Consider the following 21,396-nt stretch of genomic DNA (forward strand, 5'->3'; position numbering starts at 1 on the left):
GGTATCTAATTGGATTATCATCAACGAGTGCCCACACAGATTGATAGGTTTATATTGTTAAAGAGCGTTCTTCTTTTGTGATTAACCTCACTTCGGAAGAGGCGGTCATTTTAGCGAGATAAAGTTTAGTGTCAACCACTTTTTTCAAACTTATTTTCAAGTGTTTCTACTTGGCTAATCGACCTTGCTAACTGGGCTTTATGGTTTCGAGACATAAGCTTCGAAGCGTTCCCGTGTCAGCGAGGGGGCATTATAGAGATCAGCGTCACGTTGGCAACCCCTTTTTGCAGTTTTTTTTGATTTTTTTGCCGTTTGAGTATTTTCTATTCAAAGATAGCTATTTTCCTTACTCTTCTACCTCTGTTTATCCAGAATTCCTCTATTATAAGGAGAAAAAATGAGCGCCTTGCGTAGTTATAAAGATACACGTCCCGTCATTGGTGAACGTGTCTATATTGATCAAAGCTCAGTGTTGGTGGGCGATATTAGAATTGGCGATGATTCGAGCATCTGGCCTCTCGTTGCAGCTCGCGGTGATGTCAACCATATTCACATTGGCAAGAGAACCAATGTCCAAGATGGCAGCGTATTGCATGTTACGCACAAAAATCAGCAAAACCCTAATGGTTACCCGCTTATCATTGGCGACGATGTCACTGTCGGCCATAAAGTGATGCTACATGGATGCATTATCAAAGACAGGGTTCTAGTAGGTATGGGCGCGATTGTATTGGATGGGGCAGTAATAGAAGAAGACGTAATGATTGGTGCAGGCAGTTTGGTCCCACCAGGGAAGACTCTCGAAAGCGGCTACTTATATGTAGGCAGCCCAGTCAAACAGGCACGTCCTCTTAACGATAAAGAACGCGCCTTCCTACAAAAGTCAGCAGACAATTATGTGCAGAACAAAGAAGATTACCTGCATCATGTCGATGTGATTAGCAAATAACTTCGACCTGCCCTGACTGATTGAAGGTTTCGTCTTCAATCAGTTCTTCGGCTAACTCCTCCAGATCAAATCGGTGCTGATTAAAGCAAACGAGAGCTTGCTCAGCACCTTGAAGCTTTTGCCCAGCCAATACTTCCAGCTGATTCAAGGTAACCACGCACTCTATCAATGCACCTGACTGCTGCGCAGGAAACACGATTGCTTGTAGGTGGTCATCCCAATGCTGCATATCGGGAAACAGAATCGACTGATTCATTACATACCCTCTAAATTCTTTCTTAATTCACGTTGAATTTGTTTTGTTCCAGGTCGGATACCACGCCATAACATAAAGCTTTCCGCAGCCTGCCCCACCAACATGCCCAAGCCGTCGTATACCATCGCCGCGTTATGCTCAATTGCCCACTGATTGAATGTCGTGTGACCAGAGCCATACATCATGTCATAAACCGTCGTTCTCGATGAGAAGATTGCCGATGAAATCGCGGGCAGCTCACCACTGAGACTGGAGGACGTCGAGTTGATGATAATGTCGTAGCTCTGTTCGATGTGTGCCATCTCAACCGCTTTGATCGAACCAAAACTTGCAAACATATCTTGCAACGTCTGCGCTTTAGATAAGGTCCGGTTGGTAATCACAATTTCAGCAGGGCTTTGGTCAAGCAGAGGCTTGATTACACCACGAGCCGCCCCTCCTGCACCGATCAAGAGAATTCTTGCACCTTCAATCACGACCTGATTCTGCAGTAGGTCCTGTACCAACCCTTCACCATCAGTGTTATCGCCCAAGATCTCACCATCATCGAGCTTTTTCAGCGTATTGACGGCACCTGCCAACTGAGCCCGCTCTGTTAAGCGTGTAGCCAGTCGGCAAGCATCTTCCTTAAATGGCACAGTGACATTGCACCCTTTTCCGTTTTGAGCAAAAAAAGCTTCAGCCGCCGCAATAAATCCATCCACTGGAGCCAACTCAGCAGAATACGTCAATGACTGATTGGTTTGACGAGCAAACAGTGTATGAATGAACGGTGACTTACTTTGGCTTATCGGGTTTCCGAAAACGGCATAACGATCTATCTGCTGGGTCATATCCTTACCTACTCAAAACAAAAAGGGCCATTGCAAACCAATGACCCTATCATTAACCCTATAAGGAAGAAAGTGTTACCAATCGCGAGGCTTCAAGTAGTCCTGATACAACTCTGATTCATGGGTTCCCGGCTCCACTTGGTAACTGTATTCCCATCTTGCCAATGGTGGCATAGACATCAGGATAGACTCAGTACGGCCACCACTTTGCAGACCAAAGAGCGTTCCGCGGTCATAGACCAAGTTAAACTCAACATAGCGACCACGACGATAGAGCTGGAACTGACGCTCTCGCTCACCGTATTCGGTTGCTTTGCGGCGCTCGACAATTGGTAAGTATGCTTGGCAATACCCTTCACCAACGGCTTTGATGTAATCAAAACACTTATCGAACTCCCAATGATTCAAGTCGTCAAAGAACAAACCACCAACACCACGTGTTTCATCACGATGAGGAAGGTAGAAATACTTGTCACACCAAGCTTTATGCTCTGGATACACTTCACTGCCGAACGGGGCACACAACTCTTTGGCAGTGTTATGCCAATATTGGGCGTCTTCTTCAAAAGGATAGAAAGGTGTCAGGTCAAAACCACCGCCAAACCACCAGATAGGCGCTTCACCGTCTTTCTCGGCAATAAAGAAACGCACATTGGCGTGTGATGTGGGGATATAAGGGTTTTTCGGATGCATAACCAAAGATACACCCATCGCCTCAAATCGACGACCTGCAAGCTCAGGGCGATGTGCCGTCGCCGACGCTGGCATTTCTTTTCCCTGTACATGCGAAAAATTCACACCACCTTGCTCAAACACAGCACCCTCAGTCATCACTCGAGTGCGACCACCACCACCTAAACGCTCACCAGGTTCACGACTCCAGGCATCTTCTACAAACTCAGCTTGGCCGTCGGCCTGTTCGAGTTGTTGACAAATGGAATCCTGTAGCTCCATCAGGAACTGTTTAACTGCTTGCTTGTCGATGGCTGACATGTTTCTACTTCCTTTGCAGGGCTAACCCTGTCTTAATACCTTGGATGTTTTTGCGTCGCGAATTTCACTTGGCTTGTCTCGCCCACCCGTTTTTCCCGCCAGAATTGCAACTAAGCAATCACCGAGTTGCTGTTCAACTTCTGCGGTCGTCATACAAGGGGGTTCACCGGTCAAATTTGCGCTGGTAGAGGTTAACGGCTTTCCAAACGCATTACACATCTTTTGTACCAAAGGATGATCCGTCACACGCACCGCAATCGAGTCAAACTGGCCTGAAACCCAATCCGACACTTTATCGCTACACGGCATGATCCAAGTAACTGGGCCAGGCCAAGTTTGATGCACTTTCTGTAACTGCTCATCCGTCAGCTGAGACTCGTCAATGTATGGCAGTAATTGTTCATAACTGGCGGCAATCAGAATCAAACCTTTCTCTACTGGCCTTTGTTTCAGCTCTAATAGTTTCTTAATCGCTTCAGGGTTATCAGGATCACAACCAACACCGAATACGCCCTCCGTCGGGTACGCAATCACTTCACCGTTTTTCAGAGCTAATAGAGCCTGCTCAAAATTATCCACTGATTCTTTCCTGTCTGATGTACTGTCTAACCACTAAGTTTACAAACAATCATTGATAGTGACTAAAGCTATTTATTTATAAATTGTGTCAATCTAGATTGAAACTTTACGCAAACGTTTGCTTGAGATTAAAATCCCCGTATAATGCGCTCAAATTTATCTGCTCATCAATAGAGTTGCATTAAGGGAGTTTAAGATGAAAGTCGGTATCATCATGGGTTCTAAATCTGACTGGCCAACCATGAAACTAGCAGCTGAAATGCTGGATCAGTTTGGCGTCGAATATGAAACAAAAGTGGTGTCAGCTCACCGTACTCCGCAGCTTCTTGCTGATTATGCCAATAGCGCCAAAGCGCGTGGCCTCAAAGTCATCATTGCCGGTGCCGGCGGTGCCGCTCATTTACCAGGTATGGCAGCTGCTTTCACTAGCTTGCCTGTTCTCGGTGTCCCTGTTCAATCGCGAGCATTAAAAGGGATGGACTCGCTACTATCGATTGTTCAAATGCCAAAAGGTATCGCGGTAGGCACATTGGCTATTGGTGAAGCAGGCGCGGCAAATGCGGGCATTCTCGCGGCTCAGATCATTGGCACGCACGATGACACTGTGATGGAGAAAGTCGAAGCATTTCGCCACCAACAAACTGAAACCGTGTTAGCGAACCCAAACCCAGCAGAGGACTAATCCCATGCAAGTGTTAGTGCTTGGAGCGGGACAGCTGGCACGCATGATGTCACTGGCTGGCGCTCCTCTGAACATCGATATTATTGCGTATGATGTGGCGAGCGAAAATATCGTCCATCCGCTAACTCAGTCGCTTCTGGGCAAAGGGTTGAACAATGCTATTGAGCAAGCAGATGTGATTACCGCCGAGTTCGAGCATATCCCACATGATATTCTTGATGTTTGCCAAGCAAGTGGAAAGCTCTTCCCCTCTGCCGACGCCATCAAAGCTGGCGGTGACCGACGAATCGAAAAAGCATTGCTAGACAGTGCTAAGGTCCACAACGCCAAATACCATGTGATCCAGACACGCGAAGACTTTGCTCATGCAATAGAGTATGTCGGTATTCCAATGGTGTTAAAGAGTGCCTTGGGTGGTTATGATGGCAAAGGTCAGTGGCGACTCAAAGACCCAGCTCAGATAGACGCACTATGGGCTGAGATGGAAGCGTGTATTAACGCCACAGAAACACAAGCCATTGTTGCGGAGGAGTTCGTTCCTTTTCAACGTGAAGTGTCACTTGTCGGTGCACGCGGTAAAAATGGCGAAGTTACAGTATACCCACTTGCAGAAAACGTCCACACCAATGGCGTACTGAGCGTCTCGACCGCCATTGCCGATACTGAGCTGCAACAGCAAGCACAAGAAATGTTCACTGCGGTAGCTAACGAGCTCAACTATGTAGGCGTTCTGGCACTCGAGTTCTTTGATTTGAATGGCACCTTGTTGGTCAACGAAATTGCACCTCGTGTCCATAACTCTGGCCACTGGACACAACAAGGTGCAGAAACCTGCCAGTTTGAGAATCACTTACGAGCAGTGTGTCGCATGCCGCTGGGTAGCACCAAGCTGATCCGCGAAACGTCGATGATCAATATCCTCGGTGAAGATACCCTGCCAGACAGCGTGCTCGCTATGCCTGGATGTCACGTTCACTGGTATGGGAAAGAAAAGCGCGCAGGACGCAAAATGGGCCACATTAACGTGTGTGGTGATTACAGTGGTGAACTGCAACGTCAATTATCTGCTCTGGCAGAAGTCTTAGACGCGGATGCTTTCGCGGCGGTTCACGATATAGCGCGTCACAGTAAGTACTAATCATTGCAATCTTGATAAAAAACGGCGCTGAAACAGCGCCGTTTTTATTGTTGACTCTGGGTGTAATGGCATTTGCGATCAGCACACTGATGTTTAACCCCACTAGCGAGCTTCTTCTCGAGCAATAAAGGAAAGCCACATTGTTCGCACTTACCCTTAACTGGCGGCTGATTAACCGCAAACTTACATTTAGGGTAATTATCACAAGCAAAAAAAACTTTGCCAAAACGGTTCTTTCTCTCGACCAAATGACCTTTGCCACACTCCGGACACACATGCTCTACTTGAGCCTCTTGTTCAGTCGGCGTCTCAAGTGACTCAATATGATCACACTGCGGATAATGACTACAACCAATAAACATTCCGTAACGCCCTTGGCGCAGCACCAATTCATTAGAGCACTCCGGACAGGGTACGCCCAGCTCTTTAATAATATGGCCGTCATTCTGATGTAAAGGTTGGATAAAGTCGCAAGTAGGATATTGATTACAGCCCAAAAACGGACCGTGCTTGCCGTGGCGAAGTTGTAGTTCGCCTTCTCGCTTCTCTGACTGGCATTTTGGGCACGCTTTGTGTTCTAAAGCGTGCTCATGGGCCGAAAACAACTGATGATCTATTTTACCGCTCATAGCCACTCATGGAGTTTAGTGAAGAATACCTTGCTCTTTGGTATACAACAGCTCTTCCATAAGCGTGTAGGCGTTTTCATTACCTGGCACATTAAACAGCACCATCAGCACAATCCATTTCAGATCATCCAGTTCAAATTCGTCTGTCTCAAGCCCCATAATACGGTCAATAACCATTTCACGAGTCTCAGTCGTCAGCACATTGACCTGTTCAAGGAAAGTCAGAAAACCTCGCGATTCAAGGTTTAGGCGCTCACACTCTTTCGCAGTATAGATACGCGTTGAAGTGGATGTGCTACAAATAGAAATCGCGGAGTGCGTTTCGCTTTGCTGCAATGCAGCCAACTCTTCTAGCCAGACAAGGGCTTTATAAATGTCTTTTTGATGAAAGCCAGCACGAAGTAATTCTTCCTCTAACTCATCTTGATTGACCTGTAACTCTGCATCGCTATGGATGTAAGTTTCAAACAGATACATTAGGATATCCATCATCATAGCTAGCCCCTCCCCTTTCGAATATAGCCACCGGAAACCGCAACAACATGCCCCAAGAGCTCAAGCTCCAAGATCTGCATCATGACTTCATGAACAGGTATATTGGTCCTGCTTGCAAGAATATCAACTGGTGTAGCCTTACTTCCTACGTTAGCTAACAGCTGAGGAAATGGCAATTCTTCTTTGCAATCAATTTGTTCAAATAGTTCATTTTGAACAGAAGGCTTATTTAAATCAGACCAGCGAATAAGGCTCTCTATTTCATCGACAATATCAGAAACCTGTTGAACCAAGCATGCTCCTTGTTTTATCAATAGGTTACAGCCTCTGGCATGAGGATGGTGAATCGACCCCGGAACGGCAAACACTTCACGGCCTTGTTCTATCGCATAACGAGCGGTAATTAAAGAGCCACTTTTCTTTGCTGCCTCTATCACTAAAACACCCACTGACAAACCACTAATGATTCGATTTCGGCGTGGGAAGTTATCGGCTTTGGGCTTCATATTAGGATGGAGCTCCGACACTAGTGCACCTTGCTGAATGATTCGTTGAGCTAACGCCTGATGACGTGCCGGATACACAGAATTTAAGCCACAACCGAGCACGGCGACAGTTTGCCCATTACCATTGAGAGCCCCATCATGGGCATAACCATCAATACCCAACGCTAAACCGCTGGTCACAACCATGTCTTGATTCACCAACTGTGTTGCAAAGCGGCGAGCGGTGTTAAGCCCATCAATACTGGCATTGCGACTGCCCACGATAGCTATTTGTGGCAGACACAGGCTTTCAAGCTGACCTTCAACAAACAACGTTGCTGGCGCAGCATCAGCTTGTTTCAACAGTGCCGGATACCGATGGTCACTTGAAGGTAGAATGGTTCTGACATTTGAGGCTTCTTGCCACTCGAAACACACCTCAACATCCCCGCAGCCCGGTGCTGGAGATATGTCAGTTGGGAGTCAGAAAAGCCTAAACGGCGCAATGTCTCAGATGAAGACTCAATGATGTTGATTGGAGAATCCACCTCTACCAAACGCTGAAACGCTTTTGGCCCGATCCGAGGCGTAAAGTACAAGCTCAGCCAAGCCGTTAGTTCTTCTTCTGTCATAGGAAAATATCATCAGACCTAGTCACTTATTACACGACACCAAATGGCCAAAGCGAGCCAACCTAGACTTCGCATTTAAAGCCACTTTTGGCCGCTCATCGTTCGCCAAATTTAACGTTGTGATTAACTCGGGAAAATACGCAAAAACACAATGAGGCTGTCATTTAGGTGGCAAAATGTCTAGAATTGAGCCAACAAGGTTTATCCTGATTCGGCTCAGTTCAACATTTCGAGTGTATATGTCTGTATTACAAGTATTAACATTCCCAGATGAGCGCCTTCGCACTGTTGCAAAACCAGTGGAAAAGGTGACCCCTGAGATTCAAAAGTTCGTCGACGACATGATTGAAACCATGTATGACGAAGAAGGTATTGGTCTGGCAGCAACCCAGGTCGATTTCCACCAACGTATCGTTGTTATCGATGTTTCAGAAACACGAGATCAGCCAATGGTTCTCATCAATCCTGAAATATTAGAAAAACGCGGCGAAGATGGCATTGAAGAGGGCTGTCTGTCTGTTCCGGGCGCACGAGCACTAGTACCTCGCGCTGCCGAAGTCAGCGTCAAAGCTTTAGATCGTGATGGCACAGAATACACGTTTGAAGCAGATGATCTGCTGGCAATTTGTGTGCAACACGAGCTTGACCATCTAGAAGGCAAGCTTTTTGTCGATTATCTTTCGCCTCTAAAACGCAAGCGCATTCAGGACAAATTGGCGAAAATCAAACGCTTTAACGAAAAGCACGCCAGCTAAGCCTAGTAGCTAAATGAAAGGAACGTACTTTGAGCAAACCTTTGAAAATTGTTTTTGCCGGTACTCCGGACTTCGCCGCCCGTCATTTGGCGGCGTTGTTGTCTTCGGAGTACGAAGTCATTGCAGTCTACACCCAGCCAGACCGCCCAGCAGGTCGAGGCAAAAAGCTGACTGCCAGCCCAGTCAAGCACATCGCTCTTGAGCATGATATCCCGGTTTACCAACCAGAAAACTTTAAATCAGATGAAGCGAAGCAAGAACTGGCTGATTTGAATGCGGATCTGATGGTCGTCGTCGCATACGGCTTATTGCTGCCACAAGCAGTACTCGATACACCAAAGCTAGGTTGTATCAACGTCCATGGTTCGATTCTGCCACGTTGGCGCGGTGCCGCCCCTATCCAGCGCTCTATTTGGGCTGGCGATCAGGAGACGGGCGTCACCATAATGCAGATGGATATCGGCTTAGATACTGGCGATATGCTGAAAATTGCTACTTTGCCAATCGAAACGACAGATACCAGCGCATCTATGTATGAAAAGCTGGCTGAGCTTGGCCCGCAAGCTTTAGTTGAGTGTTTGGCTGACATTGCTGACGGCAAGGCGTCACCTGAAAAACAAGATGACGAGCTGGCCAACTACGCCAAAAAGCTCAGCAAAGAAGAAGCACGAATTAACTGGAGTGATGACGCTGAGCATATTGAACGTTGTGTACGTGCCTTCAATCCTTGGCCGATGAGCCATTTTGAGGCCGCCGACAACAGCATCAAAGTCTGGCAAAGCCGCGTTGACGTTCAAACGACAACTGAGGCACCCGGCACCATACTGCAAGCAGATAAAACCGGGATCTACATTGCCACTGGCAAGCATATTCTGGTTCTTGAACAACTTCAGGTGCCTGGTAAAAAAGCCATGTCAGTTCAGGATATCCTCAACTCACGTGCCAGCTGGTTTGAAGTCGGCACTCAGCTGACCTAATTTATACGTACTTTTTGAGGGTGGAGACACCCTCCCTTACTGTTAAGGTATTCAACATGAATGTTCGCGCTGCTGCGGCTAATGTCCTTTTCCAAGTGGTCGATAAAGGCCAGTCTCTGTCTAACGCACTTCCTGCGGCTCAACAACAAGTCAAACCTCGCGATCAAGCGTTGTTACAGGAAATCTGCTATGGCTCGTTACGCTATTTGCCTCGCCTTGAATCGATCGCGAATGAGCTGATGGATAAGCCTCTTAAAGGCAAACAACGCGTTTTCCACCACCTGATTCTGGTCGGTATTTACCAACTGAGCTTTATGCGTATTCCAGCGCACGCAGCCGTCGGTGAAACCGTCGAAGGCACCAAAACGCTCAAAGGCCCACGCCTACGCGGCTTAATCAATGCAGTGTTACGTAACTATCAACGTAACCAAGAAGAGCTAGACGCTCATGCTATGAGCCACAATGCCGGTAAATATGGTCACCCGAGTTGGTTGCTTAAACTGCTTCAGGACGCCTACCCACAGCAATGGCAAGACATTATTGAAGCCAACAACAGTAAAGCACCAATGTGGTTGCGTGTGAATCACCAACATCACAGCCGTGACGAATACCAGCAACTGCTCAAAAATGAAAACATAGATAGCAGTATTCACAGTGAAGCAAGCGACGCCCTAAAATTGGCCGCCCCGTGCGACGTGACAAAATTGCCAGGCTTTGAGAAAGGTTGGGTTTCCGTTCAGGACGCAGCAGCTCAGCTGTCGATTAACTACCTGACGCCAAAAGATGGCGAGTTAATTCTAGATTGCTGTGCTGCACCAGGAGGCAAAACTGCCCATATTCTTGAGCGTACTCAAGATGCACAGGTTGTGGCCATTGACTGTGATGACAGCCGCCTCAAACGCGTACACGACAATCTGCAACGCCTTCAACTGAAAGCGCAAGTTATTTGCGGTGACGCACGTAAGCCAAAAGATTGGTGGCAAGGCGAGCAATTTGATCGCATCCTGCTCGATGCACCTTGTTCGGCCACGGGTGTTATTCGCCGCCACCCAGACATCAAATGGCTGCGTCGTGGTGATGACATCGCAGCATTGTCAGAACTACAAAGCGAGATTCTGGATGCGATGTGGCAACAGCTGAAGCCGGGCGGTACGCTGGTTTATGCGACCTGCTCTATCACACCACAGGAAAACAGCGAACAGGTGAAAGCGTTTCTGGCGCGCACCGCGAATGCTCAGTTAGAAGGTTCGCCGGTAGACAACCCAGGGCGGCAAGTGCTTCCAGGCGAAGAGGACATGGATGGCTTTTATTACGCCATCCTGACAAAAATCGCGTAGTAATTCGGGGATCATCGATCCCTTAAATTTTGGTTAGACGAGAAACGGTATGAAAATCATCATTCTTGGCGCTGGTCAGGTAGGCGGTACACTGGCAGAAAATCTGGTTGGTGAAAACAATGACATCACCATAGTCGACAGAAATAGTGATCGACTGCGTGAGCTGCAAGATAAATATGATTTACGGGTAGTGAACGGCTACGCCAGTCACCCAGATGTGCTGCGTGAAGCCGGCGCACAAGATGCCGACATGTTGGTCGCCGTGACCAATATGGATGAAACCAATATGGCGGCCTGTCAGGTTGCCTTTTCTCTGTTTAATACTCCCAACCGAATCGCTCGTATCCGCTCGCCACAATACTTGGCCGAGAAAGAAGCGCTATTCCAATCCGGTGCCGTTCCGGTTGACCACCTGATCGCACCTGAAGAACTGGTGACCAGCTACATTGAGCGCCTAATTCAATATCCAGGGGCACTGCAAGTGGTGAGCTTCGCCGAACAGAAAGTCAGCTTAGTGGCGGTGAAAGCATATTACGGTGGCCCGCTGGTTGGTAATGCCCTATCTGCCTTGCGTGAGCACATGCCACACATCGATACTCGCGTTGCTGCTATTTTCCGTCAGGGGCGCCCCATCCGCCCTCAGGGCACCACTATCATCGAAGCTGATGATGAAGTGTTCTTCGTCGCCGCCAGTAACCACATTCGTTCGGTCATGAGTGAGCTACAACGATTGGAAAAGCCATATCGCCGTATCATGATTGTTGGGGGTGGTAACATCGGTGCCAGCTTAGCCAGACGCCTTGAGCAGTCCTACAGCGTCAAGTTGATTGAGCGCAGTTACCAGCGCGCTGAAAAACTGTCTGAAGAGCTGGAAAACACCATTGTTTTCTGTGGTGACGCTGCGGATCAAGAGCTACTTACCGAAGAAAATATCGATCAGGTCGACGTGTTCATCGCCCTGACCAATGAAGATGAAACGAATATCATGTCCGCCATGCTGGCGAAACGCATGGGAGCCAAGAAAGTGATGGTGCTTATCCAGCGCGGTGCCTATGTGGATCTGGTTCAGGGTGGTGTGATTGACGTCGCTATCTCACCTCAGCAAGCAACGATTTCCGCCTTGCTAACGCACGTTCGTCGAGCGGATATTGTTAACGTCTCTTCACTACGTCGCGGCGCAGCAGAAGCCATCGAAGCCATCGCTCACGGTGATGAAACCACTTCTAAAGTGGTTGGTCGTGCGATTGGTGACATCAAGTTACCACCGGGCACAACTATCGGTGCGATTGTGCGTGGTGAAGAAGTATTGATCGCTCATGACAGAACCGTGATTGAGCAAGACGACCATGTGGTCATGTTCCTAGTGGATAAGAAGTACGTTCCAGACGTCGAAGCGCTATTCCAGCCGAGTCCTTTCTTCCTTTAGGATCGACACTATGGTCAACTTACGTCCTGTACTGTTTGTCATCGGGCTGGTTCTATCGAAACTGGCCCTATTCATGTACGTGCCCACTCTGGTGGCTTTCTTTACAGGCACCTCTGGCTTTCTTGAATTTGGTCAGTCAGTGGTCATCACCCATCTTGCCGCCTTCGTCTGTCTGAGTATCGGCCGCACTAAGCGTTTTAAGCTCAGTGCGAGGGATATGTTCCTTATTACCAGCCTCGTTTGGATGGTTGCCAGTGCCTTTGCAGCTCTGCCGTTTGTTTTCATTAACCACATCAGTTTTACCGATGCATACTTTGAAACCATGTCTGGCATTACCACAACAGGCTCAACCGTACTCAGCGGACTTGATGACATGGCTCCGAGCATCTTGCTGTGGCGTTCCATCTTGCAGTGGCTTGGTGGAATAGGCTTCATTGTCATGGCGGTCGCAGTGCTCCCAATGCTCAACGTCGGTGGTATGAAGCTATTCCATACCGAATCTTCTGACTGGTCAGATAAAAGCAGCCCACGCGCCAAGACCGTGGCAAAAAATATCATGTTGGTCTACCTGATCCTCACTGGATTGTGCATGATCGGCTATCTTCTGACGGGCATGAATTTATTCGAAGCCATTAACCACTCGTTCACTACACTATCGACTGGTGGTTACTCCACCTCCGATGGTTCGATGAACCACTTTTCTAACGGCTCTCACTGGGTAGCGACCCTGTTTATGTTCCTCGGTGGCCTACCCTTCTTACTGTTTGTAGCAGCAATACGCAAGCGACGGGTAGATGAGTTAATCAATGACGCGCAGGTACGCGGTTTCACTTACCTGTTTCTTATCACCAGCCTGATCATTTCAGCTTGGTTAGTGATACGAGATGGCTACAGCGTCATGGATGCGCTACGGGTATCGATGTTCAACATCGTCTCTGTCGTCACAACCACAGGGTTTGGTCTAGAAGACTTCACCGCATGGGGCGCACTGCCAACCACCTTGTTTGCCTTCTTAATGATGGCGGGAGCCTGTTCAGGATCAACCTCTGGCGGAATCAAAGTCTTCCGCTTTCAGATTGCGATGACGCTACTCAACAAACAAATGATGAAGCTTATTCACCCTTCTGGGGTATTTGTTCAGCGTTACAATCATAGGCCGGTGAACGATGACATCGTGCGCTCTGTGGTTGCGTTCGCGTTGATGTTCTTTATCACGATTATTTTTATTGCTGGATGCTTAAGCGCATTGGGACTAGATCCTATTACCAGCATTTCCGGGTCTATCACCGCCGTGGCCAACGTTGGTCCTGGCATGGGTGCAGTGATTGGGCCGACGGGTAACTTTGCCCCATTACCAGATGCCGCTAAGTGGCTTCTCAGCTTCGGCATGCTGATGGGGCGACTCGAAATCCTCACCTTATTGGTGCTATTTTTCCCGGCTTTCTGGAAACGTTAAGGATATAACAATGAACAAACTTATCGGACTTTTTACCTTGCTAACCAGTTCATTGGTTTTTGCCAGCCAAACTGTCACTCTCGAAGATGGTCGCCAAGTTCAGCTTAACGACGACTTCACTTGGCAATATGTAGTGCCAGTGGAAACAACCAAAACCGATGAAATAGCAGTAGTTAAAGAGACCGTTCAGCCAGCCGTCACCATTCCAATTAAGAAGCCTAAAGTGGCGGCCATTCCGCTGATCGAGAAAGCCGTAGGAACCATAGCTACTGTTGGCAGCGATCGCGCCACCATGCAACTGTCTGACTCAGGTGTGGAAGTGTTATTAGGCGCAGTGAGCTATGAAAATGGTCGGCTGATAATTCCAACTTCAGTCACGAACCAAAGCAGCCAATCAGTGATTTTAGTGGAAATCGAAATTCAGGTCTCGACGACCTCTGGAGACGTGCTGAGCAAAGAGTCAGTCAAAGTGTGGCAATCCATCAAGCGCATGGCCGACACGTATTTACGCCCTCAACAAGTAGAACAGGGTAAAACGATTGAACTGACGATTGATAAAGCTGAGCAGTATTTAGTAACCGCCAAAGTCGTTAATCTCGCAACACGTTAGATCGGCTCGACATAGAGATAAATCGCTAGAAAATGACAGGCGCATCCTGCTAAAACAAAGCCATGCCAAATGGCATGGTTAAATGGGATGCGCTTAGCGACATAGAAAATCACACCCAGTGAATAAATCACTCCTCCCGCAGCCAGCAAAGTTAACCCACCAACATCCAGATTCAACGCCAGTTGATAAATGACCACCAGCGATAGCCAACCCATCAATAAGTAGGTCACAAGCGAAAGCTTTTTAAAGCGATAGACAAATGCCAATTTCATGATGATGCCGACCAGAGCGATGCTCCAGATGACGATCATCAAACCAATCGCCAACGGCGTTCTAAGGCTAACGAGCAAAAATGGGGTATAGCTGCCAGCAATCAGCAAATAAATCGCACAATGATCAAACGTTTTAAGCGCCCGCTTGGCTTTCTGATAAGGAATCGCGTGATACAGAGTGGAAGCAAGAAACAGCACGATCATGCTGCCACCGTAGATGCTCATACTGGTAATAGTCAGAGCATCCGCATTGTGATCAACAGCTTTTATCAGCAGCAACACCAAGCCCACAATGCCAAGTACCATACCGATACCGTGGGTCAGTGTATTGGCGATTTCTTCTTTGACGCTGTAAGGCGCAGTGTGATTGGTCGACATAACAAGCTATACTCTGGTGGAATATTTACTCCAAAGTATGGCACATTCAGCTTACACTTGTAAGCCCAAAAAGTTAACTTTACGTTAAGAGTGACTGTCGAGATACTCCAAAACTTGCTGACCAGCTTGATCTGCCGGGGTCTCAACAGAGATCGTCATCTGGCGTGTTAACTGCCCGCTTCCTAGCAAGCTCGCTAGCATTCCTCTTGCACCTTCACGATGACGATCAATTTCAAACCACATCTGTAATTGATCATCGCTGCGGTACGCCACAATTTCCAGTTCACGCCAGCGACCATGAAAAGGCCCTGTGGTCGGTACAAATTCAAACTCCTGAACAAACGGCAATTCAAACCCTTCAACAGCTTCACACTCAACTTGACGGATACGCAAACCCTGCTCTTCCAAAGCAGTAAAAATACCATCTAACAAAGGATCTGGGCGTACCGTAAGAATATCAGTGTCACTAGGATCCTTAGCTAAAGCGATATTCAGCCCTGTTTCCAACCACACTTTAGATTCGCCAATGGTGACTGGGGCATTCCACGGCACATCCAGCTCCACTTCAAAATCACGCGTTTCACCAGGCTCAATGGTAAATGCATACGGCAAGGTCCAATGAGCTAAGGTATAACTGGTCGGCATACGGCGCATATGACCGCTGTTGTGCCTATCTCTATCTTGATTGGCTGGTACTTCTTTGATGTAGCGGCAATAAAGCTTCATCTCAATATTATCAATTTCCTGAGCCGTCGAACCGCCATAGACATGAATCGTCACATTGACCTTTTCACCCGGGTACAGCACTTCCTGCTGCAGAACGGAATCGACTTTTGCCGAACCGATACCAAAACTCGCGAGGGTTTTCTTAAAAAACGACATACACACCTCCTTGGTAAAGCGCAGCCATCAATATAATCACACAGTATCATACTAATCCGCACACTTGTCTCACTGCTACTACGTCTCTCACATAATTGTAGTGAGAGGGAACAAACACGATCGATTAGATATCGATCAATTGATCGGATGATGCTAATCTGATCTCTGATATGCATATTTCATATCATTATTCCTGATTAGCTATTTGGATTGGCGTGAGCCAAAAGAGCCATGCTTCAGTAATGAGGCGCAACTCATAACTAATCAGGCCATAAGTTCGGCAATGGATGTGTCTGACAGTTAGGTTAATCAATGCGCCCAACAGCAGTCAGGTGTACGTCGCACACAAACCGTGCGATGCGTCGTCGTGGTGGCTTTGTCACTACTCCAGCGGCAACAAAACTCGCGCCCGGAATGACTTTAGTGGAAAAGACGGCTTTACTAGCGTCGGCTTCAGCCAAAGTCACTAAGGCGGCATAGGCAAAAAGCGCAGTCTCCACTGCGCTTTTTCTTTTCTCACTCTCCTCTGAGCCCATGGTATTGGCCTGCCTGATTTGATACCTTAGCCACATACCAACATAGAAAGTGTGGAGAAAGCCGATGAAGTGCCATCGTATTGAAGAGCTAATCGAACTACTTGAGCCTGAATGGCAAAAAGATCAGCACATGAACCTGCTGCAGTTTATTGTCAAGCTAACACAAGAAGCTGGTTACCAAGGTCAACTTGAAGATCTCACCGACGATGTGCTTATCTACCATCTCAAAATGCGCAATAGCAATAAAGATGAAATGATTCCGGGGTTGAAAAAGATCAGGAAGACGATTTTAAAACCGCGATCCTTCGTGCTCGAGGCATCATCGAGTGATCAGGCTGAAGCCAGAGCGACCACAAGGTCGCTTTTTTTATACCCAAATCATTTAAGTGAGTAAAACTGTTAGGCATTTTTTTTATAAAACTGTACTGATCTTTGTTGTTAAAGGTTGATAGTCTTAAAGAAATAAAAAAATGATTGCGTATATAATCTCTGTCCATAAGAAAATACTAAAATATTAAAGAGCACAGTCGATAGAGCGGGATCGCTAAGAAATCTCGCCTTTAGCCCAAGAAGGAAGCGTAATGAGTCAGGACAAAATTGAGATCAAAGACGTGACTCCAAAAACCTTTAATCCCAAGACGCACAAAAACACTGGGGACAGGTTTAACCCGAGCAATCGCATCTACGTGCGTGAAAGTAAGGGCACATTTCAGCAGTTACGTCGATATGGAGGCTGGTTGCTACTGGTTCTCTTCGCTATGGTGCCTTGGATTCCTTACGGGGAACGTCAAGCTGTACTATTAGACCTTGGTCATCAGCAGTTTAACTTCTTTGGTACCACACTTTACCCACAAGATCTGACCTTGCTGGCATTGCTGTTCATGATTTCTGCTTTCGGTCTGTTCTTTCTCACCACCTTCTTAGGTCGCGTGTGGTGTGGCTATTTGTGTCCACAAACCGTCTGGACCTTCATGTACATCTGGTTTGAAGAGAAACTGGAAGGCAGCGCCAACAAACGCCGCAAACAAGACTCAGGCAAGCTGACCGCTAACCTTGCAATGCGTAAAGGGCTAAAGCACCTTGCGTGGTGGGCCATTGCACTCGCAACAGGTTTCACCTTTACTGGGTACTTTGTCCCAGTGAAAGATCTTGTACTTGGTTTCTTCACCCTTAACGCGGATTTCTGGCCTGTGTTCTGGGTGCTGTTCTTTGCAGGCTGTACCTACGCGAATGCAGGCTGGATGCGCTCGATTATGTGTGTTCACATGTGTCCGTATGCACGCTTCCAGTCAGCCATGTTTGATAAAGATACCTTCATCGTTGGCTACGATACAAAACGAGGCGAATCTCGTGGTGCTCGCTCACGTAAAGCCGATCCAAAAGCGCTGGGGTTAGGTGACTGTATCGACTGTAACCTATGTGTACAGGTATGCCCGACCGGCATCGATATTCGCGATGGTCTGCAATATGAGTGTATTAACTGTGGCGCCTGTATTGATGCCTGTGACAATACTATGGATAGGATGGGCTATGACAAAGGCCTGATCAGCTACACTACAGAGCATCGTTTATCAGGCAAAAATACCAAAGTCATGCGCCCTAAACTACTTGGCTATGGCGCAGTATTGCTAATCATGATAGGCCTGTTCTTCGCTCAAGTCGCGGCCGTTGATCCAGCAGGCCTTAGCGTACTGCGTGATCGTAATCAGTTATTCCGCATTAACAGCTCCGGCGAAGTGGAAAATACTTACACATTGAAAATCATCAACAAAACTCAACAAAGCCAAGAATATAAATTGGATGTGTTAGGGCTCACTGATGTTTCTTGGTACGGCAAACAAACCATCAACGTTGCACCGGGCGAAGTGTACAATCTGCCAATGAGCTTAGGTGTCAATCCAGATATTCTCAGCTCTCCTGTTGCGACAATTCAGTTTATACTGTCCGATAGCGAAGACTTTACGATTGAAGTAGAAAGTCGCTTTATTAAAAAGCTTTAGCGGCTGCCTCTACCTAAAATATGGAAAAGGGCTCAGCAATGAGCCCTTTTTATTAAAACTAAGCAATTGATTTAAAATGATAAAAAACGAAGATCGACCACAAAATGACCTCAATGAAGATTCATTAGAGAGGATGGACGAAAGCGGCTTGAAAGATGACTATTTAAAGAAGATACGAAGTCAATTTAAGCTTTGGGAAAGTTTTTTAAACAATGCTATAGGAGTGCTAGCCTTCACTCTTGGACTCGCTTCCTTAGGCACACCTATCCCTTGCATTAGCGCTATTTTGTCTCTATTTGTTGTTTTTTTCATATGGTGGCAAGGCCAGTCTCTCTTCCCCAAAGAAGTTACTCGCCTAAGAAAAATGGCAAAGAAAGACTATAAATCTAAAGTCATATTGTCCGGTGTAATGACCGAGCAACTTAGCTGGCTCAAAACAGTTACTAGATATCCAATGTATTTGTTGGGTTTTTTGTTTTTAATACTAGTGGCCGTAAGTCCATTTATAGAAAAGGTCCTTATATTTAATGGACACAATATCGATATATTCTCTAAATATTTTGGTCTAACTTGACGCCTGTGCTGTTGAAGCTAATAGCTTTAGCACCTGATACAAAGAGATAAAAAATGCATAAGCCCGAATATCCATTCCCACCCCCAACGTCAGCCTATTGGAAAAGTCACAGTACCTCAATGAGCTATGATGAGGCCGCCTCTCAATATGAAGCCCAACAAGGTGTTGACAAAAAAATGCAGCGTAACCCAGTAAAATCACCGGCGACTCAAGCTCTGGAAGCAAATAGAATAAACCGTGCTTCTGCGCTACCTAATACTGTGCCGACTGTACCTATGCCACCGTCAACCCAACAAACGGCTTTTGCAGAAACGCAATCGAGTATGGCTTGGCCCCCATATAACCCTTTGGCTCCTGAAGGAGAAAAAGATCTCACTGACAAACTAAAAGAAACACTTGAACGTAATCATATTCAAGTTCAGGTTATGACTCTTTGGGATGCAATGGTTTATACAGTGAATAACTGGACAGCCATGACAGAAGATGGAAAAACTTTTGGTGCTGATGTGTTACAGAACATCAATAAGATAAAAGGCTATCTAGATAAAGGAACAGCCATAATCAATGCCGTTTTCCTTGCTAAAGCATTGGGAGGTCTAGGAATAGTCGCCAAAGAAACCACAACCAAAAATGGTAAAGCTGCCATCGTTATATCAAGTGTATGGAATGACAGTAAAATGCACTATGCAACTGTCAATGGCATCAATATCAAGAAAAATCATCCTTATCCAATGGATAATCCGAAAATCCAACAATTGGGGTTCGCTAAAAACACGAAAATTCGCGGTGCTATTAAAGCTGGAGTGTTAACAATTATAATCAGCGCAGCATTGGCTACAGAGCAACTTATTAACAATGATGAATATCATATGGTCGATTGGTATGGTTCAATGGGGACAGACTTGCTCAAAATTGGAATCACTAGTGTACTAACCCTTTTGTTTGTTCCTTCCAGTGTACCAATCATCATAGGTGTAGCAATTGCTATAGGCATAGCGGTAACTGTTGATTTTTTATTTGCTCAATTCGAAGTTCAAGACAAGATTACTGAGGAGTTGAAAGTTGCCACAGAAGTATAGATACATATCTATGACACTTGGTTTTTTTTGTTACTTGCTTTTTTGCATACGCTGTATATGACTTCGTAATTATGGACCTCGCGTTAAGCATACGTGGCCAAGTGCCCAAAGTTACAGTCAGTTATAGCGATGGAATGGTTATCGTAGTAACACTATTCTTGTTTGCGTATACGATCCCCTTTTTATTACTTAATCGGAAACGAATGAGAGCCCCGCTTGAGTTATGGGAAATATACTGTCAAAGAACGATAGTTATCATAAGTGTTGTTGCACTTTGCTTGATGGCATTAGTTGGCTTTGCTTTCAAAGATTTCGAGATCGGCCTTTTAGAATCAGCGGGGTATGAGTACAGCCATACAAAAGAGAACCACCGCTCCTTTGGCTTTGATAGCGACGTATATATATTGGCTGAAAAAAATTAAAGGTTTAGATTTAAAAGCCCGCTCTCAAAGCGGGCTTCTTCTTTAAAACACTTTCGTTTCCAGTCGTATAATGCGCTCATTGTGCCGCCAAAATATAGCGACAATAAGCAACATAGATGGGGAAAGTCCCATTGAAGTTAGATATTGCATCAGCTCGACCATCTCTAGATGAACTCATTGCGGAAGGTTTCCCATAGCCCCATCGCTACCGGAATAGCTGTGCCGATGATACCGCCGTATTGCACTCCTTCTGCCGTGATACTCGCTGTGATCAGTTCAGGGTGACCAGCCGCCAGAGCGACACCCGCACCCAGCAAAGCAATCCCCTTTTTCGTGGACGGTTGGTCTAAGTCGATATTTAACGTGTTCTTTAATAGTGCTTTCATAACAGTTGCTTAAGCAATGTCTTTTCAGTACTGATTGAGACTGGTGACTTTACTGGTGCACATCCACTCAAAGACTTAAAGCAACCCGCGCCCGAAAAGTCAGAAATGACTTACTTAACCCTCAAGCAAACCCAAGATCTTTTGGACTACCTTAAAAATGATTGGGAACTTTTAAAAATCGTAGAAATTAGCTTAGCTACTGGTTCACGATGGAGGGAAACTATCACACTAAAATCAAGTAACCTTAGCCCTTACCGCATCCGATTTACTAACACCAAAACAGGTAAACCAAGAACCGTCCCGATTAGCAAACAGCTATATGATGATATATATCCTGAGAACGGCGGTAATCTGTTTAGTGAAGACCCTCAGGTAAGGTTAGGGAAGATATTTACCAAGCTAGGTTTTGATATTTACCCAAAGGGCAAAAGGTGCATGTACTGCGTCACACATTTGCAAGTCACTTTGTAATGAATGGCGGAGATATTTTAACGCTTAAGGAAATACTCGGACATGCTAGTATTAATCAAACGATGACATACGCGCATTTGGCTCCTGACCACATTTATGACCCTGAACGACCCATGGCCATATAACGCTAGATGCTAAGTAATTGTATTTAAAACAATTAACTA

General features: G+C 46.4%; 22 protein-coding genes and 3 pseudogenes. 14 read left to right on the forward strand and 11 right to left on the reverse strand.

Features of this window, described 5'->3' with window-relative positions:
• Window positions 1-397: 397 nt before the first annotated feature.
• Window positions 398-949: a gamma carbonic anhydrase family protein gene (locus KW548_01715; GenBank protein QXX06871.1), complete on the forward strand. Its 552-nt coding sequence runs from the start codon at window positions 398-400 to the stop codon at window positions 947-949.
• Here KW548_01715 and KW548_01720 read toward each other — a convergent pair.
• The 4 genes from KW548_01720 to KW548_01735 form a co-directional block, all read right to left on the reverse strand.
• Entirely contained in the window at window positions 939-1,205 is a 267-nt protein-coding gene (locus KW548_01720; protein ID QXX06872.1) for a DUF1488 domain-containing protein, read from the reverse strand. The two genes, KW548_01715 and KW548_01720, sit on opposite strands and share 11 nt — an antisense overlap.
• Window positions 1,205-2,038 carry a shikimate dehydrogenase gene (aroE, locus tag KW548_01725; GenBank protein QXX06873.1) on the reverse strand — a complete coding sequence of 278 codons (834 nt, stop codon included), beginning with the start codon at window positions 2,036-2,038 and terminating at the stop codon, window positions 1,205-1,207. Before aroE ends, KW548_01720 begins: the two co-directional genes overlap by 1 nt.
• Window positions 2,039-2,113: 75 nt before the next feature.
• Window positions 2,114-3,031, reverse strand: coding sequence for an oxygen-dependent coproporphyrinogen oxidase (gene hemF / locus KW548_01730; GenBank protein QXX06874.1), 918 nt, complete (start codon window positions 3,029-3,031; stop codon window positions 2,114-2,116).
• A gap of 21 nt (window positions 3,032-3,052) precedes the next feature.
• Entirely contained in the window at window positions 3,053-3,610 is a 558-nt protein-coding gene (locus tag KW548_01735; GenBank protein QXX06875.1) for a threonylcarbamoyl-AMP synthase, read from the reverse strand.
• Between the two features lie 196 nt (window positions 3,611-3,806).
• On the opposite strand from KW548_01735, the gene purE reads away from it, so the two are divergent.
• Window positions 3,807-4,292 (forward strand): 5-(carboxyamino)imidazole ribonucleotide mutase, encoded by a 486-nt coding sequence (purE, locus tag KW548_01740; protein ID QXX06876.1) that lies wholly within the window; start codon window positions 3,807-3,809, stop codon window positions 4,290-4,292.
• Window positions 4,293-4,296: 4 nt separating this feature from the next.
• Window positions 4,297-5,430 carry a 5-(carboxyamino)imidazole ribonucleotide synthase gene (locus KW548_01745; protein QXX06877.1) on the forward strand — a complete coding sequence of 378 codons (1,134 nt, stop codon included), beginning with the start codon at window positions 4,297-4,299 and terminating at the stop codon, window positions 5,428-5,430.
• A gap of 44 nt (window positions 5,431-5,474) precedes the next feature.
• Here the strand turns inward: KW548_01745 and KW548_01750 are convergent, their stop codons facing one another.
• The 3 genes and pseudogenes from KW548_01750 to dprA form a co-directional block, all read right to left on the reverse strand.
• A complete protein-coding gene (locus KW548_01750) occupies window positions 5,475-6,059 on the reverse strand; it encodes a topoisomerase DNA-binding C4 zinc finger domain-containing protein (GenBank protein QXX06878.1) in 585 nt (194 codons plus the stop codon).
• A 15-nt stretch (window positions 6,060-6,074) separates the two neighbouring features.
• Window positions 6,075-6,551: a DUF494 family protein gene (locus KW548_01755; GenBank protein QXX07958.1), complete on the reverse strand. Its 477-nt coding sequence runs from the start codon at window positions 6,549-6,551 to the stop codon at window positions 6,075-6,077.
• A 5-nt stretch (window positions 6,552-6,556) separates the two neighbouring features.
• A pseudogene (gene dprA / locus KW548_01760) lies at window positions 6,557-7,671 on the reverse strand (DNA-processing protein DprA).
• 239 nt (window positions 7,672-7,910) lie between these two features.
• Between dprA and def the strand changes: the two are divergent.
• The 6 genes from def to KW548_01790 are packed head-to-tail and all read left to right on the forward strand — an operon-like array spanning window position 7,911 to window position 14,232.
• Window positions 7,911-8,426, forward strand: a complete 516-nt coding sequence (gene def, locus KW548_01765) for a peptide deformylase (GenBank protein QXX06879.1) — start codon at window positions 7,911-7,913, stop codon at window positions 8,424-8,426.
• Between the two features lie 29 nt (window positions 8,427-8,455).
• Window positions 8,456-9,403: a methionyl-tRNA formyltransferase gene (gene fmt, locus KW548_01770; protein ID QXX06880.1), complete on the forward strand. Its 948-nt coding sequence runs from the start codon at window positions 8,456-8,458 to the stop codon at window positions 9,401-9,403.
• A gap of 56 nt (window positions 9,404-9,459) precedes the next feature.
• Window positions 9,460-10,740 (forward strand): 16S rRNA (cytosine(967)-C(5))-methyltransferase RsmB, encoded by a 1,281-nt coding sequence (gene rsmB / locus KW548_01775; GenBank protein ID QXX06881.1) that lies wholly within the window; start codon window positions 9,460-9,462, stop codon window positions 10,738-10,740.
• Between the two features lie 49 nt (window positions 10,741-10,789).
• Window positions 10,790-12,166 carry a Trk system potassium transporter TrkA gene (gene trkA / locus KW548_01780; GenBank protein ID QXX06882.1) on the forward strand — a complete coding sequence of 459 codons (1,377 nt, stop codon included), beginning with the start codon at window positions 10,790-10,792 and terminating at the stop codon, window positions 12,164-12,166.
• Between the two features lie 10 nt (window positions 12,167-12,176).
• The gene (locus KW548_01785; GenBank protein ID QXX06883.1) at window positions 12,177-13,622 is read left to right on the forward strand and encodes a TrkH family potassium uptake protein; all 1,446 of its coding nucleotides are present in this window, start codon (window positions 12,177-12,179) and stop codon (window positions 13,620-13,622) included.
• 10 nt (window positions 13,623-13,632) lie between these two features.
• Window positions 13,633-14,232, forward strand: a complete 600-nt coding sequence (locus tag KW548_01790; protein ID QXX06884.1) for a DUF3157 family protein — start codon at window positions 13,633-13,635, stop codon at window positions 14,230-14,232.
• On the opposite strand, the gene KW548_01795 is transcribed toward KW548_01790, so the two are convergent.
• The 3 genes from KW548_01795 to KW548_01805 form a co-directional block, all read right to left on the reverse strand.
• A complete protein-coding gene (locus KW548_01795; protein ID QXX06885.1) occupies window positions 14,229-14,882 on the reverse strand; it encodes a hemolysin III family protein in 654 nt (217 codons plus the stop codon). The two genes, KW548_01790 and KW548_01795, sit on opposite strands and share 4 nt — an antisense overlap.
• A gap of 84 nt (window positions 14,883-14,966) precedes the next feature.
• Window positions 14,967-15,764 (reverse strand): sporulation protein, encoded by a 798-nt coding sequence (locus KW548_01800; GenBank protein ID QXX06886.1) that lies wholly within the window; start codon window positions 15,762-15,764, stop codon window positions 14,967-14,969.
• A gap of 305 nt (window positions 15,765-16,069) precedes the next feature.
• Window positions 16,070-16,264: a hypothetical protein gene (locus KW548_01805; GenBank protein QXX08098.1), complete on the reverse strand. Its 195-nt coding sequence runs from the start codon at window positions 16,262-16,264 to the stop codon at window positions 16,070-16,072.
• 100 nt (window positions 16,265-16,364) lie between these two features.
• Here KW548_01805 and KW548_01810 point away from each other — a divergent pair.
• The 4 genes and pseudogenes from KW548_01810 (at window position 16,365) to KW548_01825 (ending at window position 19,953) form a co-directional block, all read left to right on the forward strand.
• A pseudogene (locus KW548_01810) lies at window positions 16,365-16,630 on the forward strand (YihD family protein).
• A gap of 251 nt (window positions 16,631-16,881) precedes the next feature.
• Entirely contained in the window at window positions 16,882-18,300 is a 1,419-nt protein-coding gene (gene ccoG, locus KW548_01815) for a cytochrome c oxidase accessory protein CcoG (GenBank protein QXX06887.1), read from the forward strand.
• A gap of 76 nt (window positions 18,301-18,376) precedes the next feature.
• Window positions 18,377-18,874 (forward strand): hypothetical protein, encoded by a 498-nt coding sequence (locus tag KW548_01820; protein QXX06888.1) that lies wholly within the window; start codon window positions 18,377-18,379, stop codon window positions 18,872-18,874.
• A 53-nt stretch (window positions 18,875-18,927) separates the two neighbouring features.
• On the forward strand, window positions 18,928-19,953 hold the full coding sequence (locus KW548_01825) for a hypothetical protein (GenBank protein ID QXX06889.1): 1,026 nt from the start codon (window positions 18,928-18,930) through the stop codon (window positions 19,951-19,953).
• 586 nt (window positions 19,954-20,539) lie between these two features.
• On the opposite strand, the gene KW548_01830 is transcribed toward KW548_01825, so the two are convergent.
• Window positions 20,540-20,761, reverse strand: a complete 222-nt coding sequence (locus tag KW548_01830) for a hypothetical protein (GenBank protein ID QXX06890.1) — start codon at window positions 20,759-20,761, stop codon at window positions 20,540-20,542.
• 3 nt (window positions 20,762-20,764) lie between these two features.
• On the opposite strand from KW548_01830, the pseudogene KW548_01835 reads away from it, so the two are divergent.
• A pseudogene (locus KW548_01835) lies at window positions 20,765-21,357 on the forward strand (tyrosine-type recombinase/integrase).
• Window positions 21,358-21,396 lie beyond the last annotated feature (39 nt).

Source organism: Vibrio neptunius, from assembly GCA_019339365.1.
Taxonomy (GTDB): domain Bacteria; phylum Pseudomonadota; class Gammaproteobacteria; order Enterobacterales; family Vibrionaceae; genus Vibrio; species Vibrio neptunius.